Origin of the sequence: Rhodanobacter sp. OR87 (assembly GCF_000473345.1) — a bacterium.
In the GTDB taxonomy this organism is placed as follows: Bacteria; Pseudomonadota; Gammaproteobacteria; order Xanthomonadales; family Rhodanobacteraceae; genus Rhodanobacter; species Rhodanobacter denitrificans.
The window spans coordinates 45,469-61,140 of the sequence record NZ_AXBJ01000012.1 but is presented as its reverse complement, the minus strand read 5'-3'; the positions used below and the strand labels follow the sequence as shown (position 1 = coordinate 61,140).

At 68.3% G+C, this 15,672-nt stretch carries 15 protein-coding genes; 14 read left to right on the top strand and 1 reads right to left on the bottom strand.

All coding sequences use genetic code 11. From position 1 onward, the window contains the following. Positions 1–60: 60 nt before the first annotated feature. A complete protein-coding gene (gene map / locus RHOOR87_RS0112150; protein WP_007512049.1) occupies positions 61–825 on the bottom strand; it encodes a type I methionyl aminopeptidase in 765 nt (254 codons plus the stop codon). Between the two features lie 313 nt (positions 826–1,138). Here map and rpsB point away from each other — a divergent pair, with 313 nt between their 5' ends. The 14 genes from rpsB to rnhB all read left to right on the top strand — a co-directional run bounded on the left by rpsB (position 1,139) and on the right by rnhB (position 15,618). After that, positions 1,139–2,011, top strand: coding sequence for a 30S ribosomal protein S2 (rpsB, locus tag RHOOR87_RS0112145; RefSeq protein WP_007512047.1), 873 nt, complete (start codon positions 1,139–1,141; stop codon positions 2,009–2,011). A gap of 102 nt (positions 2,012–2,113) precedes the next feature. Next, positions 2,114–2,995, top strand: coding sequence for a translation elongation factor Ts (tsf, locus tag RHOOR87_RS0112140; protein WP_015447107.1), 882 nt, complete (start codon positions 2,114–2,116; stop codon positions 2,993–2,995). Between the two features lie 203 nt (positions 2,996–3,198). Continuing rightward, entirely contained in the window at positions 3,199–3,921 is a 723-nt protein-coding gene (pyrH, locus tag RHOOR87_RS0112135) for a UMP kinase (RefSeq protein WP_007512042.1), read from the top strand. A gap of 71 nt (positions 3,922–3,992) precedes the next feature. Beyond that, on the top strand, positions 3,993–4,550 hold the full coding sequence (frr, locus tag RHOOR87_RS0112130) for a ribosome recycling factor (protein WP_007512040.1): 558 nt from the start codon (positions 3,993–3,995) through the stop codon (positions 4,548–4,550). Between the two features lie 17 nt (positions 4,551–4,567). Then, positions 4,568–5,308: a polyprenyl diphosphate synthase gene (gene uppS / locus RHOOR87_RS0112125; RefSeq protein ID WP_027485155.1), complete on the top strand. Its 741-nt coding sequence runs from the start codon at positions 4,568–4,570 to the stop codon at positions 5,306–5,308. A 9-nt stretch (positions 5,309–5,317) separates the two neighbouring features. Next, on the top strand, positions 5,318–6,142 hold the full coding sequence (locus RHOOR87_RS0112120; RefSeq protein WP_027485154.1) for a phosphatidate cytidylyltransferase: 825 nt from the start codon (positions 5,318–5,320) through the stop codon (positions 6,140–6,142). Then, the gene (locus RHOOR87_RS0112115; protein ID WP_007512035.1) at positions 6,139–7,314 is read left to right on the top strand and encodes a 1-deoxy-D-xylulose-5-phosphate reductoisomerase; all 1,176 of its coding nucleotides are present in this window, start codon (positions 6,139–6,141) and stop codon (positions 7,312–7,314) included. Before RHOOR87_RS0112120 ends, RHOOR87_RS0112115 begins: the two co-directional genes overlap by 4 nt. Positions 7,315–7,350: 36 nt before the next feature. Beyond that, the gene (rseP, locus tag RHOOR87_RS0112110) at positions 7,351–8,697 is read left to right on the top strand and encodes an RIP metalloprotease RseP (protein ID WP_015447104.1); all 1,347 of its coding nucleotides are present in this window, start codon (positions 7,351–7,353) and stop codon (positions 8,695–8,697) included. A 192-nt stretch (positions 8,698–8,889) separates the two neighbouring features. Continuing rightward, entirely contained in the window at positions 8,890–11,310 is a 2,421-nt protein-coding gene (bamA, locus tag RHOOR87_RS0112105; protein WP_007512033.1) for an outer membrane protein assembly factor BamA, read from the top strand. A 131-nt stretch (positions 11,311–11,441) separates the two neighbouring features. Beyond that, on the top strand, positions 11,442–12,470 hold the full coding sequence (gene lpxD / locus RHOOR87_RS0112100) for a UDP-3-O-(3-hydroxymyristoyl)glucosamine N-acyltransferase (protein WP_007512032.1): 1,029 nt from the start codon (positions 11,442–11,444) through the stop codon (positions 12,468–12,470). Further along, a complete protein-coding gene (gene fabZ / locus RHOOR87_RS0112095) occupies positions 12,463–12,936 on the top strand; it encodes a 3-hydroxyacyl-ACP dehydratase FabZ (protein ID WP_007512031.1) in 474 nt (157 codons plus the stop codon). The genes lpxD and fabZ overlap by 8 nt, the downstream gene beginning before the upstream one ends. Continuing rightward, positions 12,933–13,706 (top strand): acyl-ACP--UDP-N-acetylglucosamine O-acyltransferase, encoded by a 774-nt coding sequence (lpxA, locus tag RHOOR87_RS0112090; protein ID WP_015447103.1) that lies wholly within the window; start codon positions 12,933–12,935, stop codon positions 13,704–13,706. Before fabZ ends, lpxA begins: the two co-directional genes overlap by 4 nt. Positions 13,707–13,757: 51 nt before the next feature. After that, on the top strand, positions 13,758–14,972 hold the full coding sequence (lpxB, locus tag RHOOR87_RS0112085; RefSeq protein ID WP_027485153.1) for a lipid-A-disaccharide synthase: 1,215 nt from the start codon (positions 13,758–13,760) through the stop codon (positions 14,970–14,972). After that, positions 14,965–15,618, top strand: a complete 654-nt coding sequence (rnhB, locus tag RHOOR87_RS0112080) for a ribonuclease HII (protein WP_007512028.1) — start codon at positions 14,965–14,967, stop codon at positions 15,616–15,618. The genes lpxB and rnhB overlap by 8 nt, the downstream gene beginning before the upstream one ends. Positions 15,619–15,672 lie beyond the last annotated feature (54 nt).

The following is a 15,672-nucleotide window of genomic DNA, read 5'->3' as shown; positions in this document are numbered from 1 at the left end:
AGTCTGCCACGCCGCGGCGACATCCGGGTCTTCCCATTCCCTATTCCCCATATCCCTCCATCAGGCATCCGGCCAGGGCGTGAGGATCTCGAAGCCGTCGTCGGTGACGGCGATGGTGTGTTCCCACTGCGCCGACAGCGAGTGGTCCTTGGTCACCACCGTCCAGCCGTCCGGCAGCTGGCGGGTATGCGGCTTGCCGGCGTTGATCATCGGCTCGATGGTGAAGGTCATGCCCTTCTTCAGCTCGACGCCGATACCGGGCTTGCCGTAGTGCAGCACCTGCGGCTCGTCGTGGTAGACCTTGCCGATGCCGTGGCCGCAATACTCACGCACCACCGAAAAGCCGGCCGCCTCGGCATGCTGCTGGATCGCGTGGCCGATGTCGCCCAGCGTGGCGCCCGGGCGCACCGCCTGGATACCGCGCATCATCGCCTCGAAGGTGGTGTCGACCAGCCGTTTGGCCAGCACCGAAGGGGCGCCGGCGATGTACATGCGGCTGGTGTCGCCGTGCCAGCCGTCCTTGATCACGGTGACGTCGAGGTTGACGATGTCGCCGTCCTTGAGCACCTTGCCCTCGTTCGGGATGCCATGGCAGATCACGTGGTTGACCGAGGTGCACAGGGTCTTGGGGAAGCCGTGGTAGCCGACGTTGGCGGGGATCGCCTTCTGCACCTTGACGATGTGCTCGTAGGCGCGCCGGTCCAGTTCCTCGGTGGTGACGCCGGGCTTGACGTACTCCTTGAGCATCGCCAGCACTTCGGCCGCCAGCTTGCCGGCGACGCGCATGCCTTCGAGGTCGGCGGGGGATTTCAGGGTAATGGCCATGGATTCCACTTCATATGGCGACAGAAGCCCAGGAAATCCAGCAACTTGCCGCGCTGCCGGCGGACCGGCTACAATTTCGGAGTTTTGCAGACCTGACCGGCCCGTCTTGACGGCCCGGCCAGCGCAAAGCGAACCGGGATTGTAACCCCCAGCGGTACAACACCCAACCAACGCCACACACGCATCGGCACCGCCTTCGGGGTGCCGCGCCTCGCCCATCAGTGAAACCGGGCCAGTCGCGGTCGAAGCCGGGGATGCGTGGAGGTCCCAACCCCCGAGCCTGTCACCAGGCTCAACAATCGGAGTTACACCCATGGCCCAAGTCACCATGCGCCAGATGCTCGAAGCCGGCGTCCATTTCGGTCACCAGACCCGTTACTGGAACCCGAAGATGGCCCCGTACATCTTCGGTGCCCGCGGCAAGATCCACATCATCAACCTCGAAAAGACCCTGCCGCTGTTCACCGACGCGATGAACTTCCTGTCGGGTCTGGCGCAAAAGCGCGGCACCGTCCTGTTCGTCGGCACCAAGCGCTCGGCGCGCGAGCCGCTGGCCGAAGAGGCCGCCCGCGCCGGCATGCCGTTCGTCACCTCGCGCTGGCTCGGCGGCATGCTGACCAACTTCCGCACCGTGAAGCAGTCCGTTTCGCGCCTGAAGGAGCTGGAAGCGGCCGAGACCGACGGCAGCTTCGAGAAGCTGGTCAAGCACGAAGTGCTGGCCCGTCGCCGCGAGCGCGACAAGCTGCAGGCCTCGCTGGGCGGCATCAAGGACATGAACCGCCTGCCCGACGCGCTGTTCGTGATCGACATCGGCCACGAAGACATTGCCGTGCAGGAAGCCAAGAAGCTCGGCATCCCGGTGATCGCGGTGGTCGACACCAACTACAACCCGGAGCTGGTCGACTACGCCATCCCGGGCAATGACGACGCGATCCGCGCGATCCAGCTGTACGCCCGCGCCGCCGCCGACTCGATCCTCGAAGGCAAGGCCGCCGCGCCGGCCGCCGCCCAGGGCGACGCCAACGACTTCGTCGAGCTGGACGAGGAAGGCAACCCGGTCGCCAAGGTCGATCGCAAGCCGGCTCCGCGCCGCGACGCCGCCCCGCGCAAGAGCGCCCCGCGCCGCGATGGCGGCCGTGACGGCGGCCGCGGCCCGCGCAACGACGGCGCGCCTGCCGCCAAGTAAGCGCGGCGCCGGCGGCCCGGCGCCGCCGTCGCATCCGCACGCGATAACCGCGCGGTGGCGCTCCATCGCCGCCGCGCAACTGACGCATTCAGAGGATTGACGATGAGCAATATTTCCGCACAACTGGTCAAGGAGCTGCGCGAGCGGTCCGGCGCCGGCATGATGGAATGCAAGAAGGCGCTGGTCGAGAACAACGGCGACATCGAAGTCGCGATGGAATGGCTGCGCAAGTCCGGCCTGGCCAAGGCCGACAAGAAGGCCAGCCGCGTCGCCGCCGAAGGCCGCATCGTGGCCGCCCAGGCCCCGGGCAAGGCCGTGCTGGTCGAGATCAACTGCGAGACCGACTTCGTCGCCAAGGACGCCAGCTTCCTGAAATTCAGCGACACCGTCGCCGACGTCGCGCTGAACTCCGGCGCCGCCGACATCGACGCGCTGAAAGCGGCCGCCTACCCGGGCGCCACCAACGTGGAAGAAGCCGCCAAGGCGCTGATCGCCACCATCGGCGAGAAGATCGACGTGCGCCGCCTGGCCCGCGTCTCCACCGACGGCATCATCGGCAGCTACATCCACGGCGGCCGCATCGGCGTGCTGGTGGCGCTCAAGGGCGGTTCCGGCGAACTGGCCAAGGGCATCGCGATGCACGTCGCCGCGATGAACCCGGCCTATGTCCGTGCCGAGGACGTGCCGGCCGACTTCCTCGCCAAGGAAAAGGAAATCGCGCTGGCCGCCATGTCGGACAAGGAAAAGAACAAGCCCGCCGACATCCTGGAGAAGATCGTCTCCGGCAAGGTCCACAAGATCGTCTCCGAGGTCACCCTGCTCGGCCAGCCCTACGTGCTGGACACCAACGTGAGCGTGGCCGAGGCGCTGAAGAAGGAAGGCGCCGACGTGGTCTCGGTGGCTCGCCTGGCCGTCGGCGAAGGCATCGAGAAGGTGGAAGAGGACTTCGCCGCCGAAGTGATGAAGCAGGCCGGCTTGAGGTAATGTGACCCGTCATCCCTGACGGTGAAAACCGGCCGTCCGTGGCCGGACTTTCAGAAAGGGCAGCGCTTCGAACAGGGTCGCGGGAAACCGCGGCCCTGTTCGTTTCCGGACGCGGACCGGCCGCTTCCTGCCTTCCGCTCCTCGTCCCGCCCCCGGCTCTCAGCTACAATGCGCCGGTTTGCCCCACACAATCCGGAGACCCCATGAGCGACCAGCCCAAGTACCGCCGCATCCTGCTCAAGCTCTCCGGTGAAGCGCTGATGGGCGATGCCGACTACGGCATCGACCCGAAGGTGATCGGCCGGCTCGCCGACGAGATCATCGAGGTGCGCCGCGCCGGCGTGGAGGTGGGCGTGGTGATCGGCGGCGGCAACATCTTCCGCGGCGCCGGCCTCGCCGCGGCCGGCATGGACCGGGTCACCGGCGACCACATGGGCATGCTGGCCACGGTGATGAACGCGCTGGCGATGGCCGATGCGATCGAAAAACGCGGCGGCTACGCGCGGGTGATGAGCGCGATCCAGATCCACGACGTGGCCGAGGACTATATCCGCCGCCGTGCGATCCGCCACATCGAGAAAGGCCGCATCGTGCTGTTCGCCGCCGGCACCGGCAATCCGTTCTTCACCACCGATTCCGCCGCCGCGCTGCGCGCGGTGGAAATCGGCGCCGACCTGCTGCTGAAGGCGACCAAGGTGGATGGCGTGTACACCGCCGACCCGGCGCGCCACGCCGACGCCACCCGCTACGAGCAGCTCACCTACGGCGACGTGATCCAGCGCAACCTGCAGGTGATGGACACCGCCGCCATCGCGCTGTGCCGCGACCATGGCATGCCGCTGCGCATTTACGACATGACCGTGCCGGGCAGCCTGATGCGGATCATGCGGGGCGAGTCGATCGGCACCCTGGTCGACGGCGGCTGACCGCGCCGCAGCAAGCCTCACGCCGCGCCACTGCTATAATCGAACGTTGCCAGATCCACCGGGAAGCGCCCATGCTCAACGACATCAAGAACGACGCCCAGACCCGCATGGGCAAGAGCATCGAATCACTCAAGCACGACCTCACCCGCATCCGCACCGGCCGCGCCAGCACGGCGCTGGTGGACGGCATCAAGGTGTCCTACTACGGCTCGGACATGCCGTTGCCCCAGGTCGCCTCGGTCTCGCTGTCCGACGCGCGCACGATCATCATCACGCCGTGGGAAAAAACCATGGTGGCGCCGATCGAGAAGGCGCTGATGGCCTCCGACCTGGGCATCACGCCGACCACCGCCGGCACCGTGATCCGCCTGAACATGCCCGCGCTCACCGAGGAGCGCCGCAGGGAGCTGGCCAGGCACGTCGGCCACGAGGGCGAAAACGCCAAGATCGCGATCCGCAACGTGCGTCGCGACGCCCTGCAGCAGGTCAAGGACCTGCTCAAGGAAAAGCTCATTACCGAGGACGACGACCGCCGCATCGACGACGAGATCCAGAAACTCACCGATCGCGCGGTGAAGGATGTCGACGCCGTGGTCAAGGCGAAGGAAGAGGAGCTGATGGCGCTCTGAGCGTCATCGCATCCACCATGTCCGGCGTCGAGGCCGCCCAGGTTCCGCGCCACATCGCCATCGTGATGGACGGCAACGGCCGCTGGGCGAAAGCCCGACACCGCCCGCGCAGCTTCGGCCACAACGCCGGCCGCAAGGCCGTGCGCGAGGCGATCGAGGCGTGCCTGCGCGAGGGCGTGCAGGCATTGACCCTGTTCGCCTTCTCCAGCGAGAACTGGCAACGCCCGCAGGACGAAGTCGGCGCCCTGATGGGCCTGTTCGTGCGCGCACTGGACAAGGAAGTGGACGAGCTGCATGGCCACGGCGTGCGGCTGCGCTTCATCGGCGACCTGGCCGCCTTCGACGAGGCGCTGCGCGAGCGCATGCAGGCGGCGATGGCCCGCACCGCCGGCAACGACCGGCTGCAGGTGAACATTGCGGTGAGCTACGGCGGTCGCTGGGACATCGTGCAGGCCAGCCGCCAGGCCGCCGCCGCGGTGGCGCGCGGCGAGCTGCGCGCGGACGAGATCGACGAGGCCCGGCTGGGCCAGTGGATGAGCCTGGCCGAGCTGCCGCCGCTGGACCTGTTCATCCGCACCGGCGGCGAATGCCGCATCAGCAACTTCCTGTTGTGGCAGGTGGCGTACGCCGAACTGTACTTTACCGACACCTTGTGGCCCGATTTCGACCAGGCCTGCCTGCGTCGGGCCATCGAAGACTATGCCCGCCGGGAGCGCCGTTACGGCCGTACCGGCGAGCAGGTCGCCACCGCTTCGTAGAGGATTTCCATGCTGCTTCAGCGCATTCTCACCGCCCTGGTGCTCGCGCCGCTGGCGATCCTGATCATCCTGCTGCCACCGACCGGCATCTTCGCGGGCATCGTCGCGCTGGCGTTCCTGGCCGCGGGGTGGGAATGGGCGCAGCTGAGCGGCCTGCACAGCCGCTCATGGCGTGTCGCCCTGCTGCTCGTGGCGGCCGGCGTGTTCGCCCTGCTGTGGCGAAGCCACGCCACCCCGCTGACCCCGCTGCTGCTGGCCGCCGGCGCGGCTTGGTGGCTGCTGGCCTGCCTGTGGCTGCGCCACTTCGCGTTCGCCGCGGCGCCCACTCGCGAAAACCGTACGCTGAAGTTGCTGGCCGGCGCGTTCGTGATCTTCCCGACCTGGGTCGCCCTGGTCAGCATCCATGCGCGCGTGCCGCACGGCCACTGGTGGACCCTGCTGGCGCTGGTGATCGTGTGGGCATCCGACATCGGTGCGTATTTCAACGGCCGCACCTTCGGCAGGCGCAAGCTGGCGCCGCAGATCAGCCCCGGCAAGACCTGGGCCGGCGCCTACGGCGCGATGGTGGCCGGGGTGCTGGTCGCCGAGGCCGGCGGCTGGCTGCTCGGCGTGCGCGGCGCCGCGCTGCTGATGCTGGCGCTGCTGACGGCGCTGACGGTGGCGGCGTCGATCGTCGGCGATCTGATCGAGAGCCTGATGAAGCGGCACGCCCAGGTGAAGGATTCGGGCACCCTGTTCCCCGGCCACGGCGGCCTGCTGGACCGGCTGGACAGCGTGTTCGCCGCACTGCCGGTGTTCGCCGCCGGCCTGGCGCTGCTCGGGCTCGACCAGTGAAAAACGTCGCCGTCCTCGGCGCCACCGGCTCGATCGGCGGCAACACGCTCGACGTCATCGCGCGCCATCCCCAGCGTTTCCGCGCCAGCGTGCTGACGGCGCATCGCCAGGTCGAGGCGCTGGTGGCGCTGTGCGCGCAGCATCGGCCGGCCCTGGCGGTGATCGCCGATCCCTCGCTGGAAACCGAGCTGTCGCGCCGGCTGGTCGCCGCCGGCGTGCGCTGCGAAGTGGCCAGCGGCCACGCCGCGCTGACCGCCGCCGCCGCCGGCGGACTGTGCGACACCGTGGTCGCCGCGATCGTCGGTGCCGCCGGGCTGGAGTCCACCCTGGCCGCCGCGCGCGCCGGCAAGCACCTGCTGCTGGCGAACAAGGAATCCATCGTGATGGCCGGCCCGCTGCTGCTGGAGGCAGTCGCCACCGGTGGCGGTGCGCTGATCCCGGTCGATTCCGAGCACAACGCGATCTTCCAGTGCCTGCCGGGCGGGCGCCCCGAGCTGCGCGGGAGCGGCGTGCGCCGGCTGATCCTGACCGCTTCCGGCGGCCCGTTCCGCGGCCGCACGCGCGCCGAGCTGGCCGACATCACGCCGGACCAGGCCTGCAAGCACCCGAACTGGGTGATGGGGCGCAAGATCTCGGTCGATTCGGCCACGCTGATGAACAAGGGCCTGGAGGTGATCGAGGCGCACCACCTGTTCGGCGCGCCGGCCGAAGCGATCGACGTGGTGGTGCACCCGCAGAGCCTGGTGCATTCGATGGTGGAGTACGTCGACGGCTCGGTGCTGGCCCAGCTCGGCAACCCGGACATGCGCACCGCGATCGCGCACGCGCTGGCGTGGCCGGAGCGGGTCGAATCCGGCGTGGCGTCGCTGGACCTGGCCGCCTGCGCGCCGCTGCAGTTCGAATCGCCGGACCTCAACACCTTCCGTTGCCTGGCGCTGGCATTCCAGGCGCTGCGTGCCGGCGGCGATGCCCCGGCCGTGCTGAACGCTGCCAACGAGATCGCCGTGGAAGCCTTCCTGGCCGGCGCGCTGCCGTTCCTGTCGATCGCCGACGTGGTCGAGGCCGTGCTTGCGGAACTGCCGGCACAAGCCGTGGTCGATGTTGAAACCCTTTGTGAACGCGACCGCACGGCCCGGGAGGCGGCCCGCCGCATCCTGCGCAATGCTTGCTGATATTCTTGCTTCGATGACTTTTCGCCACGGTACTTGATGACTTCCTTCTTCGGCTCGGTGTTCTGGCTGCTGGTCACGCTTGGCGTGCTGGTGACCTTCCACGAATTCGGCCACTACTGGGTCGCGCGCCGTTGTGGGGTCAAGGTGCTGCGCTTCTCGGTCGGTTTCGGCAACGCGATCTGGAAGCGCATCGGCCGCGACGGCACCGAGTACCAGATCGCCGCGATCCCGCTCGGCGGCTACGTGAAGATGCTCGACGCGCGCGAAGGCGAGGTCGACCCAGCCCTGCGCGAGCAGGAATTCACCGGCAAGCCGGTGTGGCAGCGCATCGCCATCGTCGCCGCCGGACCGGGCTTCAACCTGATCTTCACCGTCGTCGCGTTCTGGCTGATGTTCATGCTGGGCCGCCCGGACGTGGCCCCGGTGGTGACCGCGGCGCCGCAAAGCCTCGCCGCCAGCGCCGGCATCCAGTCGGGCGACCGCATCCTTCGCATCGACAACCGCACCGTCGCCACCTGGACCGACACGATGGACGCGGTAGCCAACGCCCTGCTCGGGCGCGCACCGCTGCCGCTCACCGTGTGCGGCCAGGACGGGCGCACGCGCGAGCTGGTGTTGCCGCTGGACGAACTGCCGCCGGGGCAGGACGTGGGCCAGTACCTGGGCAAGCTCGGCCTGAAGCTGGCGCCGCCGCCGGCGGTCGCCGCCACCGTGATGCCCGGCCAGCCGGCCGCACTGGCCGGCATGCGCGGGGGCGACCGCATCGTCAGCGTCAACGGCCAGCCGGTGGAGGACTTCGTCGCATTCGGCAAGCTGGTGCAGACTGCGGCAGCCAAGTCGCTGACGCTGGCGATCGGCATCGAGCGCGAGGGGCAGCCGCTGCGGCTGAACGTCACCGCCAAGTGGGAATCGCTGGAAGGCCAGCCGCCGAAGTGGGTGCTTGGCGTCGGCGCGCCGCCGGTCGAAGCGGCTACCGTGAGCTACGGCCCGCTGAAAGCAATGACCGCCTCGCTCGACACCACCTGGCGCAACACCACGCAGACTTTCGGCATGCTCGGCAAGATGCTCACCGGCGAGGCCTCGACCCGCAACCTGTCCGGCGTGATCGGCATTGCCGAGGTGGCCAACGCGTCGGCCGGCATGGGCCTGCCGTGGTTCCTGCAATTCCTCGCGCTGGTGTCGCTGAGCCTGGCGATCCTCAACCTGCTGCCGATCCCGGTCCTCGATGGTGGGCACCTGCTGTATTATCTCGTCGAATTGATCAAGGGCAGCCCGGTCAGCGAACAGGCGATGGTGGTGGGCCAGTACATCGGCCTGGCGTTGCTGTTCACCCTGATGGGGCTGGCGTTCTACAACGATATCCACCGCATGCTGCTGTCGTGATGCCGATGGTCGGCGAACGCAGCATGTCGGCGACACGCCAGTCCGCGGCGGCACGGCGCGGCGATGTGTCCGCCGACGCACTCCCGCGGTGGAGTGCAGATTCATTTTCGAGGCGGGGCCTGTCCCTGCCTCATGCGTTGATCGGGGCGGCCGCGCCGGCCGCTCCATCGAAATAACCCAACGGAATCGACGATGAAGCGTATCGCCGCGCTGATCCTGCTTGCCTCCCTCTCCGCCAATGCGTTCGCGTTCGACCCATTCGTGGTGTCGGACATCCGCATCGACGGCCTCAGCCGGATCTCGGCCGGTACCGTGTACAACTACCTGCCGATCAACAAGGGCGACCAGTTGACCAACGACGGCGCCCAGCGCGCCATCCGCGCGCTGTACCGCACCAAGTTCTTCAGCGACGTGGAGTTCGAGCGCGAAGGCAGCATCCTGGTGATCAAGGTGGTCGAGCGGCCGTCGATCGCCAAGCTGACCCTGCGCGGCAACAAGGACATCAAGACCGACGACCTGAAGAAGGGCCTGAAGGAAATCGGGCTGTCCGAGGGCGAGACGTTCGACCGCCTGGCGCTGGACAACGTGCAGCAGGAACTGATCCGGCAGTACTACAACCGCGGCAAGTACAACGTCTCGGTCGATCCGCACGTGACCCGGCTGGACCGCAACCGCGTCGCCGTCGAGATCGAGATCCGCGAAGGCAAGGCCGCCAAGATCAAGGAACTGAACATCCTCGGCAACCATGCGTTCACCGACAAGCAGATCCGCGAAGGTTTCGAATCGGATACCACCAACTGGATGTCGTGGTACTCGAAGGACGACCAGTACTCGCGCGAGAAGCTCTCCGGCGACCTGGAGAAGCTGCAGTCCTACTACATGGACCGCGGCTATGCCGATTTCGGCGTCGACTCCACCCAGGTGGCGATCGCGCCGGACAAGCGCGCGATGTACATCGACGCCAGCATCAAGGAAGGCGAGATCTACAAGGTCGCCGACGTCAAGCTGCTCGGCGAGCTGATCCTGCCGGAGGCGACCATGCGCCAGCTGGTCTTCATCAAGGCAGGCGAGACCTTCAACCGCGCCGCCGTCGAAGCCAGCACCAAGGCGATCAAGGCGATCCTGGCCAACATCGGCTACGCCTACGCCAAGGTCACCCCGATCCCGAAGCTGGACAAGGAAAAGCGCACGGTCGACCTGACCCTGTACGTCGAACCCGGCCAGCGCGTGTACGTGCGGCGGGTGGTGTTCCAGGGCAACACGCGCACCGAGGACGACGTGCTGCGCCGCGAGATGCGCCAGCTCGAGGGCTCCTGGTACTCGCAGGCGGCGATCGACCGCTCCAAGGTCCGCCTGCAGCGGCTGGGCTACTTCAAGAAGGTCGACATCGACCAGAAGATGGTGCCCGGTACCCAGGACAAGGTGGACGTCACCGTCAAGGTCGAGGAGCAGTCCGCCGGCAGCATGCAGTTCGGCATCGGCTATTCGCAGTACTCCGGCATCATCCTGAATGCCTCGGTGTCGCAGAACAACCTGTTCGGCACCGGCGACAGCTTCTCGATCAGCGGCGAGCGCAGCACCTACTACACCCGCCTCGGCCTCAACTACTACAACCCGTACCTGACCGACAGCGGCATCGGCATCGGCTACAGCGCCTCGTACTCGAAGACCGACTACGGCAACACCGATTTCGCCAACTACGCCACCAGCGCGAAAAGCTTCTCCACCTACCTCGGCATCCCGATCAGCGAAACCGACGGCCTGCGCGTGGGCCTGGGCATCAGCAGCAACAAGGTCAACCTGTTCCAGGGCTACAGCCCGCAGGTGCTGCTCGACTACCAGAACGAGATCGGCAACAAGACCATCCACACCTGGACCGGCACGCTGGGCTGGAACCACGACACCCGCAATGGCTACTGGGCGCCGACCCGGGGCGGCCTGATCTCCGCCTCGACCGACATCGCCCTGCCCGGCTCGACCGTGCAGTACTGGAAGCTCAGCACCGAGCTCAACCACTACTGGCCGATCGGCAAGGGCTTCGTGCTGTACCTCGACGGCCAGGTCGGCTACGGCAAGACCTACGGCGGGAACGGCATCAGCGACGACGCCTTCACGGCATTGAAGGACGCCAGCCTGGCGCAGAGCCCCGGTCACGTCATCACCGACATGCGCCAGGACCTGCCGTTCTGGCAGAACTACTACGCCGGCGGCGTGCGCGACGTGCGCGGCTACCAGGACAATACGTTGGGACCGCGGGTCTGCATCGACGGCAGCGCGCCCGACGCCAACGGCATGTGCAACAACGGCGCCTATTACGCACAGCCGATCGGCGGCGCGTTCAAGGTGCTCGGCACCGCACAGGTGTTCCTGCCGCTGCCGTTCCTGAAGGACGTCAACACCGCGCGCGTGTCCTGGTTCATGGACGTCGGCAACGTCTACAAGGACTACAAGAGCTTCGACGCCAGCGAGCTGCGCGCCTCCACCGGCCTGTCGCTGCAGTGGCAGGCGCCGATCGGCCCGCTGATCATCAGCTTCGCCGTACCGCTGCGTTCCAAGGCCGCCGATCGCCACTACGAGGAGCGCATCCAGTTCACCTTCGGCAGCCAGTTCTGAGCTGACCCCAAGTCGGGGATCGAAGGAAAGCGCGGCCGGGCCGCGCTTTCTTTTGCCGGCCTGCCGTCGCCTGGCGCACTGCAGGCCATGGTGCCACCCCCTACAATGGCCGGCAGGTTCCGGAGCCACGCATGAGCGCAATCAACTACACGGTGACCGAGCTGGCCGAACGCTTCGGCCTCGGCTTCAGCGGCGATGGCGCACGAGTCATCGGCGGCGTCGGCACGCTGACCGGCGCCGACCCCGGCCAGCTGAGCTTCCTCGCCAACAGCAAGTACACCGCCCAGCTGGCCGCCACGCGCGCCGGGGTGGTGGTGCTGCGCGAGGAGAACCTTGCCGACTGCCCCACCGCGGCGCTGATCGCGCGCGACCCGTACGTCGCCTACGCAAAGATCGCCGCACTGTTCGAACGGCTGCCGGCCGCACCGGCGGGCATCCACCCCACTGCCGTGGTCGCCACTGGGGCGCAGGTCAGCGCCAGCGCCAGCATCGGGCCGGGCTGCGTGATCGCGGACGGCGCGGTGATCGGCGACGGTGCCGTGCTCGGCCCGCACTGCCTCATCGGCGAGGACTGCACCGTCGGCGCGCAGTCGCGGCTGGTCGCGCGCGTCACCCTGGTGACGCGGGTCACGCTGGGCCGGCGCGTACTGGTGCACCCGGGCGCGGTGATCGGCTCGGATGGCTTCGGCCTCGCTTTCGACACCGACCACTGGATCAAGCTGCCGCAGCTCGGCGGCGTGCGCATCGGCGACGACTGCGAGATCGGCGCGAACACCACCATCGACCGCGGCGCGCTGGACGACACCGTGCTGGAAGAGGACGTGCGGCTGGACAACCAGATCCAGATCGCGCACAACGTGCACGTCGGCGCGCACACCGCGATGGCCGGCTGCGCCGCGGTGGCCGGCAGTGCGAAGATCGGCCGCTGGTGCATGATCGGCGGCAACGCCGGCGTGCTCGGCCATCTCGAACTGGCCGACCGGGTTACCATTACCGCCAAGAGCCTGGTCACGCACTCGATCCGCGAGCCCGGCGAATATTCATCCGGCGTGCCGCTGCAGGACAACCGCCAGTGGCGGAAGAACGCGGCGCGCTTCAAGCATCTGGACGAGTACGCGCGTCGCGTGTCGGCGCTGGAGAAGGACAGCGACAATGAGTGAGCAAGGCGACTTCACGGCACTGCCGATCAACGTGGAACAGATCCAGGAACTGCTGCCGCACCGCTACCCGTTCCTGCTGGTGGACCGCGTGGTCGAGATCGTGCCCGACGTCAGCGTGGTCGCGCTGAAGAACGTAACCATCAACGAGCCGTTCTTCCAGGGCCACTTCCCCGGCCACCCGGTGATGCCCGGCGTACTGCTCATCGAGGCGATGGCGCAGGCCGCCGGCCTGCTGACCCAGCTGAGCCGCCACGCGAAGGGCGACAAGGGCAGCCCGCTGTTCTACCTGGTCAAGGTCGACAACGCGCGCTTCAGCGCGCCGGTGGTGCCCGGCGACCAGTTGCGCTTCGAGGTCAGCCAGAAACGCCTGGTGCGCGGCATGGGTCTGTTCGTGGCACGCAGCCTGGTCGACGGCAAGGAAGTGGCCAGTTGTGAACTGATGTGCGCCGCGAGGGCCGGGAAATGATCCATCCCACTGCGCTGATCGATCCTTCCGCCGTCATCGGCGCCAACGTCGGCATCGGCGCCTACAGCGTGATCGGCGCCGAAGTCGAGATCGGCGACGGCACGGTGATCGGTCCGCATGTGGTGATCGAAGGCCCCACGAAGATCGGCCGTGACAACCGCATCGCCCAGTTCGCCTCGCTGGGCGGCGCACCGCAGGACAAGAAGTGGGAAGGCGAGCGCACCGAGCTGGTGATCGGCGACCGCAACCTGATCCGCGAATTCACCACGCTCAACCGCGGCACCGGCCACGGCGGCGGCGTCACCCGCATCGGCAACGACAACTGGGTGCTCGCCTACGTGCACATCGCGCACGACTGCCAGATCGGCAACAACGTAGTGTTCTCCAACTATTCCGCACTGGCCGGCCACGTCACCATCGGCGACTGGACGATCCTGTCCGGCTATTCCGGCGTGCACCAGTTCTGCAAGGTCGGCGCGCACGCCTTCATCGGCATGGGCTGCCTGGTCGGCCACGACGTGCCGCCGTTCGTGATGATGGCGAACGAGCAGCAGGGCCGCCCGCGCGGTATCAACAGCGAAGGCCTGAAGCGCCGCGGCTTCGACGCCACGCGTATCGCCGCGATCAAGCGCGCCTACCGCACGCTGTACATGGCCGGCCTGCCGCTGCCCGAGGCGCGCGAGAAGCTGGTCGAGCTGGCGCGTGAGAGCGATGACGTGCGCGCGATGCTGGAATTCCTCGACCACAGCGAGCGGGCGCTCGCCCGATAAGCGTCTCGCTTGTCGGGCAATCAGGCACTCGCTCTGGCTTATGCTTCCGGCATGACTGACCACCCGCCGCTCGAATCCCCCCTGATCGCCATCCTCGCCGGCGAAGACTCCGGCGACCAGCTCGGCGCCGACCTGATCGCGGCGTTGCGCCAGCGCTACCCGCAGGCGCGTTTCGTCGGCATCGGCGGCGCGCGCATGCAGCGCGAGGGCTTCGAATCCTGGTACGACATCCGCGAGCTGTCGCTGTTCGGCTTCAGCGAGGTGATCCGCCACCTGCCGCGCCTGCTGCGCCTGCGCAAGGTGCTGCTCGCGCGCCTGCTCGAGGAGCGGCCGGCGGTGGTGGTCGGCATCGACGCCCCCGACTTCAACCTCGGCGTGGAGCAGCGCCTGAAGCAGGCCGGCGTACTCACCGTGCACTACGTCAGCCCGTCGGTGTGGGCCTGGCGCGAGCAGCGCGCGCAGAAGATCGGCCGAAGCGCCAGCCGCGTGCTGTGCCTGTTCCCGATGGAGCCGGCGATCTACGCGAAGCACGGCGTCGACGCCCGCTTCGTCGGTCACCCGCTGGCCGACCGTTTCGCGCTGGTCTCCGACCGCGTCGGTGCACGCGAGCTCCTGCAGCTGCCGCAGCAGGCGCCGGTGCTGGCCGTGCTGCCCGGCAGCCGGCTGTCCGAGGTCAGCCGGCTGGGGCGGGCCTTCATCGAAGCGGCGAATCGCGTGGCCGCCGCCGTGCCCGGGCTGCGCGTGGTGATCCCGGCCGCCAACCCGCAGGTGCGCGCCCGACTCGGCGAACTGCTCGCCGACAGGCCGCAGGACGAAACCGCGCCGCTGCTGCTGGACGGCCACGCGCACGAGGCGATACTGGCCGCCGACGTGGTGCTGCTGGCTTCCGGCACCGCCACGCTGGAGGCGATGCTGGCCAAGCGGCCGATGGTGGTGGGCTACCGCGTCGCACCGCTGAGCTACCGCATCGCCCTCGCGCTGAAGATGCTGAAGACCGACATCTACGCGCTGCCGAACATCCTGGCCCGCGCCTGCGGCCTCGGCGACGGCCTGCTGGTGCCCGAGCTGATGCAGGACGACTGCACCGCCGACAAGCTGGCCGCCGCCACCCTGGCGCTGTTCAAGGACAGCGAGCGGCGCGGCGCGATCGTGGCCGCATTCGAGCAACTGCACCAAGCCCTGCGCGGCGGCCTGGAAGGCCACGCGGGGGATCGTGCGGCGGCGGCGATCGCCGAGCTGATCGACGCGCAACGCCGCGATGGATAAGCGCCCGGCCGACCCCTGCCGGGGCGAACCTTCCCCGCGGCGGGAGGAACCGGCGAACGCAGGCAGCATCTTCATCGCCGGCGTCGACGAAGCCGGCCGCGGCCCGCTGGCCGGCCCGCTGGCGGTGGCCGCGGTGATCCTCGATCCGGCCCGCCCGATCGTCGGGCTGAACGACTCCAAACAGCTCAGCGAGGCGAAGCGCGAGGCGCTGTATCCGCTGATCATCGAGCGCGCGCTGGCGTACCGCATCGTGCTGATCGAGCGCGACGAGATCGACCGCCTGAACATCCTCCAGGCCACCATGACCGGCATGTGCCGCGCGCTGGCCGGCCTTGCGCCGGCCGCCCACGCGGCGCTGATCGACGGCAACCAACTGCCGCGCGACCTGCCCTGTCCCGGCCGCGCGATCGTCGGCGGCGACGCGCTGGAGCCGGCGATCAGCGCGGCCTCGATCCTGGCCAAGGTCAGCCGCGACCGCGTGATGGTGGCGCTCGATGGCGAGTACCCCGGCTACGGTTTCGCCGCGCACAAGGGCTACTCGACGCCGGCGCACCTGGCCGCGCTGCAGCGGCTCGGGCCATGCGCGCAACACCGCCGCAGCTTCGCGCCGGTGCGCCTGCTGCTGGACCAGGGCCAGCTGTTCTAACTGCCGCGCCGGCCGCTGATCGCGCACCGGATGAGACTGACCGGCATAGGCCAT

Bases quoted from the DNA above. Each gene is read 5' to 3' on its own strand.
- rnhB (WP_007512028.1), top strand. From the start codon at position 14,965: ATGGATAAGCGCCCGGCCGACCCCTGCCGGGGCGAACCTTCCCCGCGG.
- rpsB (WP_007512047.1), top strand. From the start codon at position 1,139: ATGGCCCAAGTCACCATGCGCCAGATGCTCGAAGCCGGCGTCCATTTC.
- RHOOR87_RS0112120 (WP_027485154.1), top strand. From the start codon at position 5,318: ATGCTGCTTCAGCGCATTCTCACCGCCCTGGTGCTCGCGCCGCTGGCG.
- fabZ (WP_007512031.1), top strand. From the start codon at position 12,463: ATGAGTGAGCAAGGCGACTTCACGGCACTGCCGATCAACGTGGAACAG.
- lpxB (WP_027485153.1), top strand. From the start codon at position 13,758: ATGACTGACCACCCGCCGCTCGAATCCCCCCTGATCGCCATCCTCGCC.
- map (WP_007512049.1), bottom strand. From the start codon at position 825: ATGGCCATTACCCTGAAATCCCCCGCCGACCTCGAAGGCATGCGCGTC.
- uppS (WP_027485155.1), top strand. From the start codon at position 4,568: ATGTCCGGCGTCGAGGCCGCCCAGGTTCCGCGCCACATCGCCATCGTG.
- lpxA (WP_015447103.1), top strand. From the start codon at position 12,933: ATGATCCATCCCACTGCGCTGATCGATCCTTCCGCCGTCATCGGCGCC.
- tsf (WP_015447107.1), top strand. From the start codon at position 2,114: ATGAGCAATATTTCCGCACAACTGGTCAAGGAGCTGCGCGAGCGGTCC.
- pyrH (WP_007512042.1), top strand. From the start codon at position 3,199: ATGAGCGACCAGCCCAAGTACCGCCGCATCCTGCTCAAGCTCTCCGGT.
- bamA (WP_007512033.1), top strand. From the start codon at position 8,890: ATGAAGCGTATCGCCGCGCTGATCCTGCTTGCCTCCCTCTCCGCCAAT.
- rseP (WP_015447104.1), top strand. From the start codon at position 7,351: ATGACTTCCTTCTTCGGCTCGGTGTTCTGGCTGCTGGTCACGCTTGGC.
- lpxD (WP_007512032.1), top strand. From the start codon at position 11,442: ATGAGCGCAATCAACTACACGGTGACCGAGCTGGCCGAACGCTTCGGC.
- frr (WP_007512040.1), top strand. From the start codon at position 3,993: ATGCTCAACGACATCAAGAACGACGCCCAGACCCGCATGGGCAAGAGC.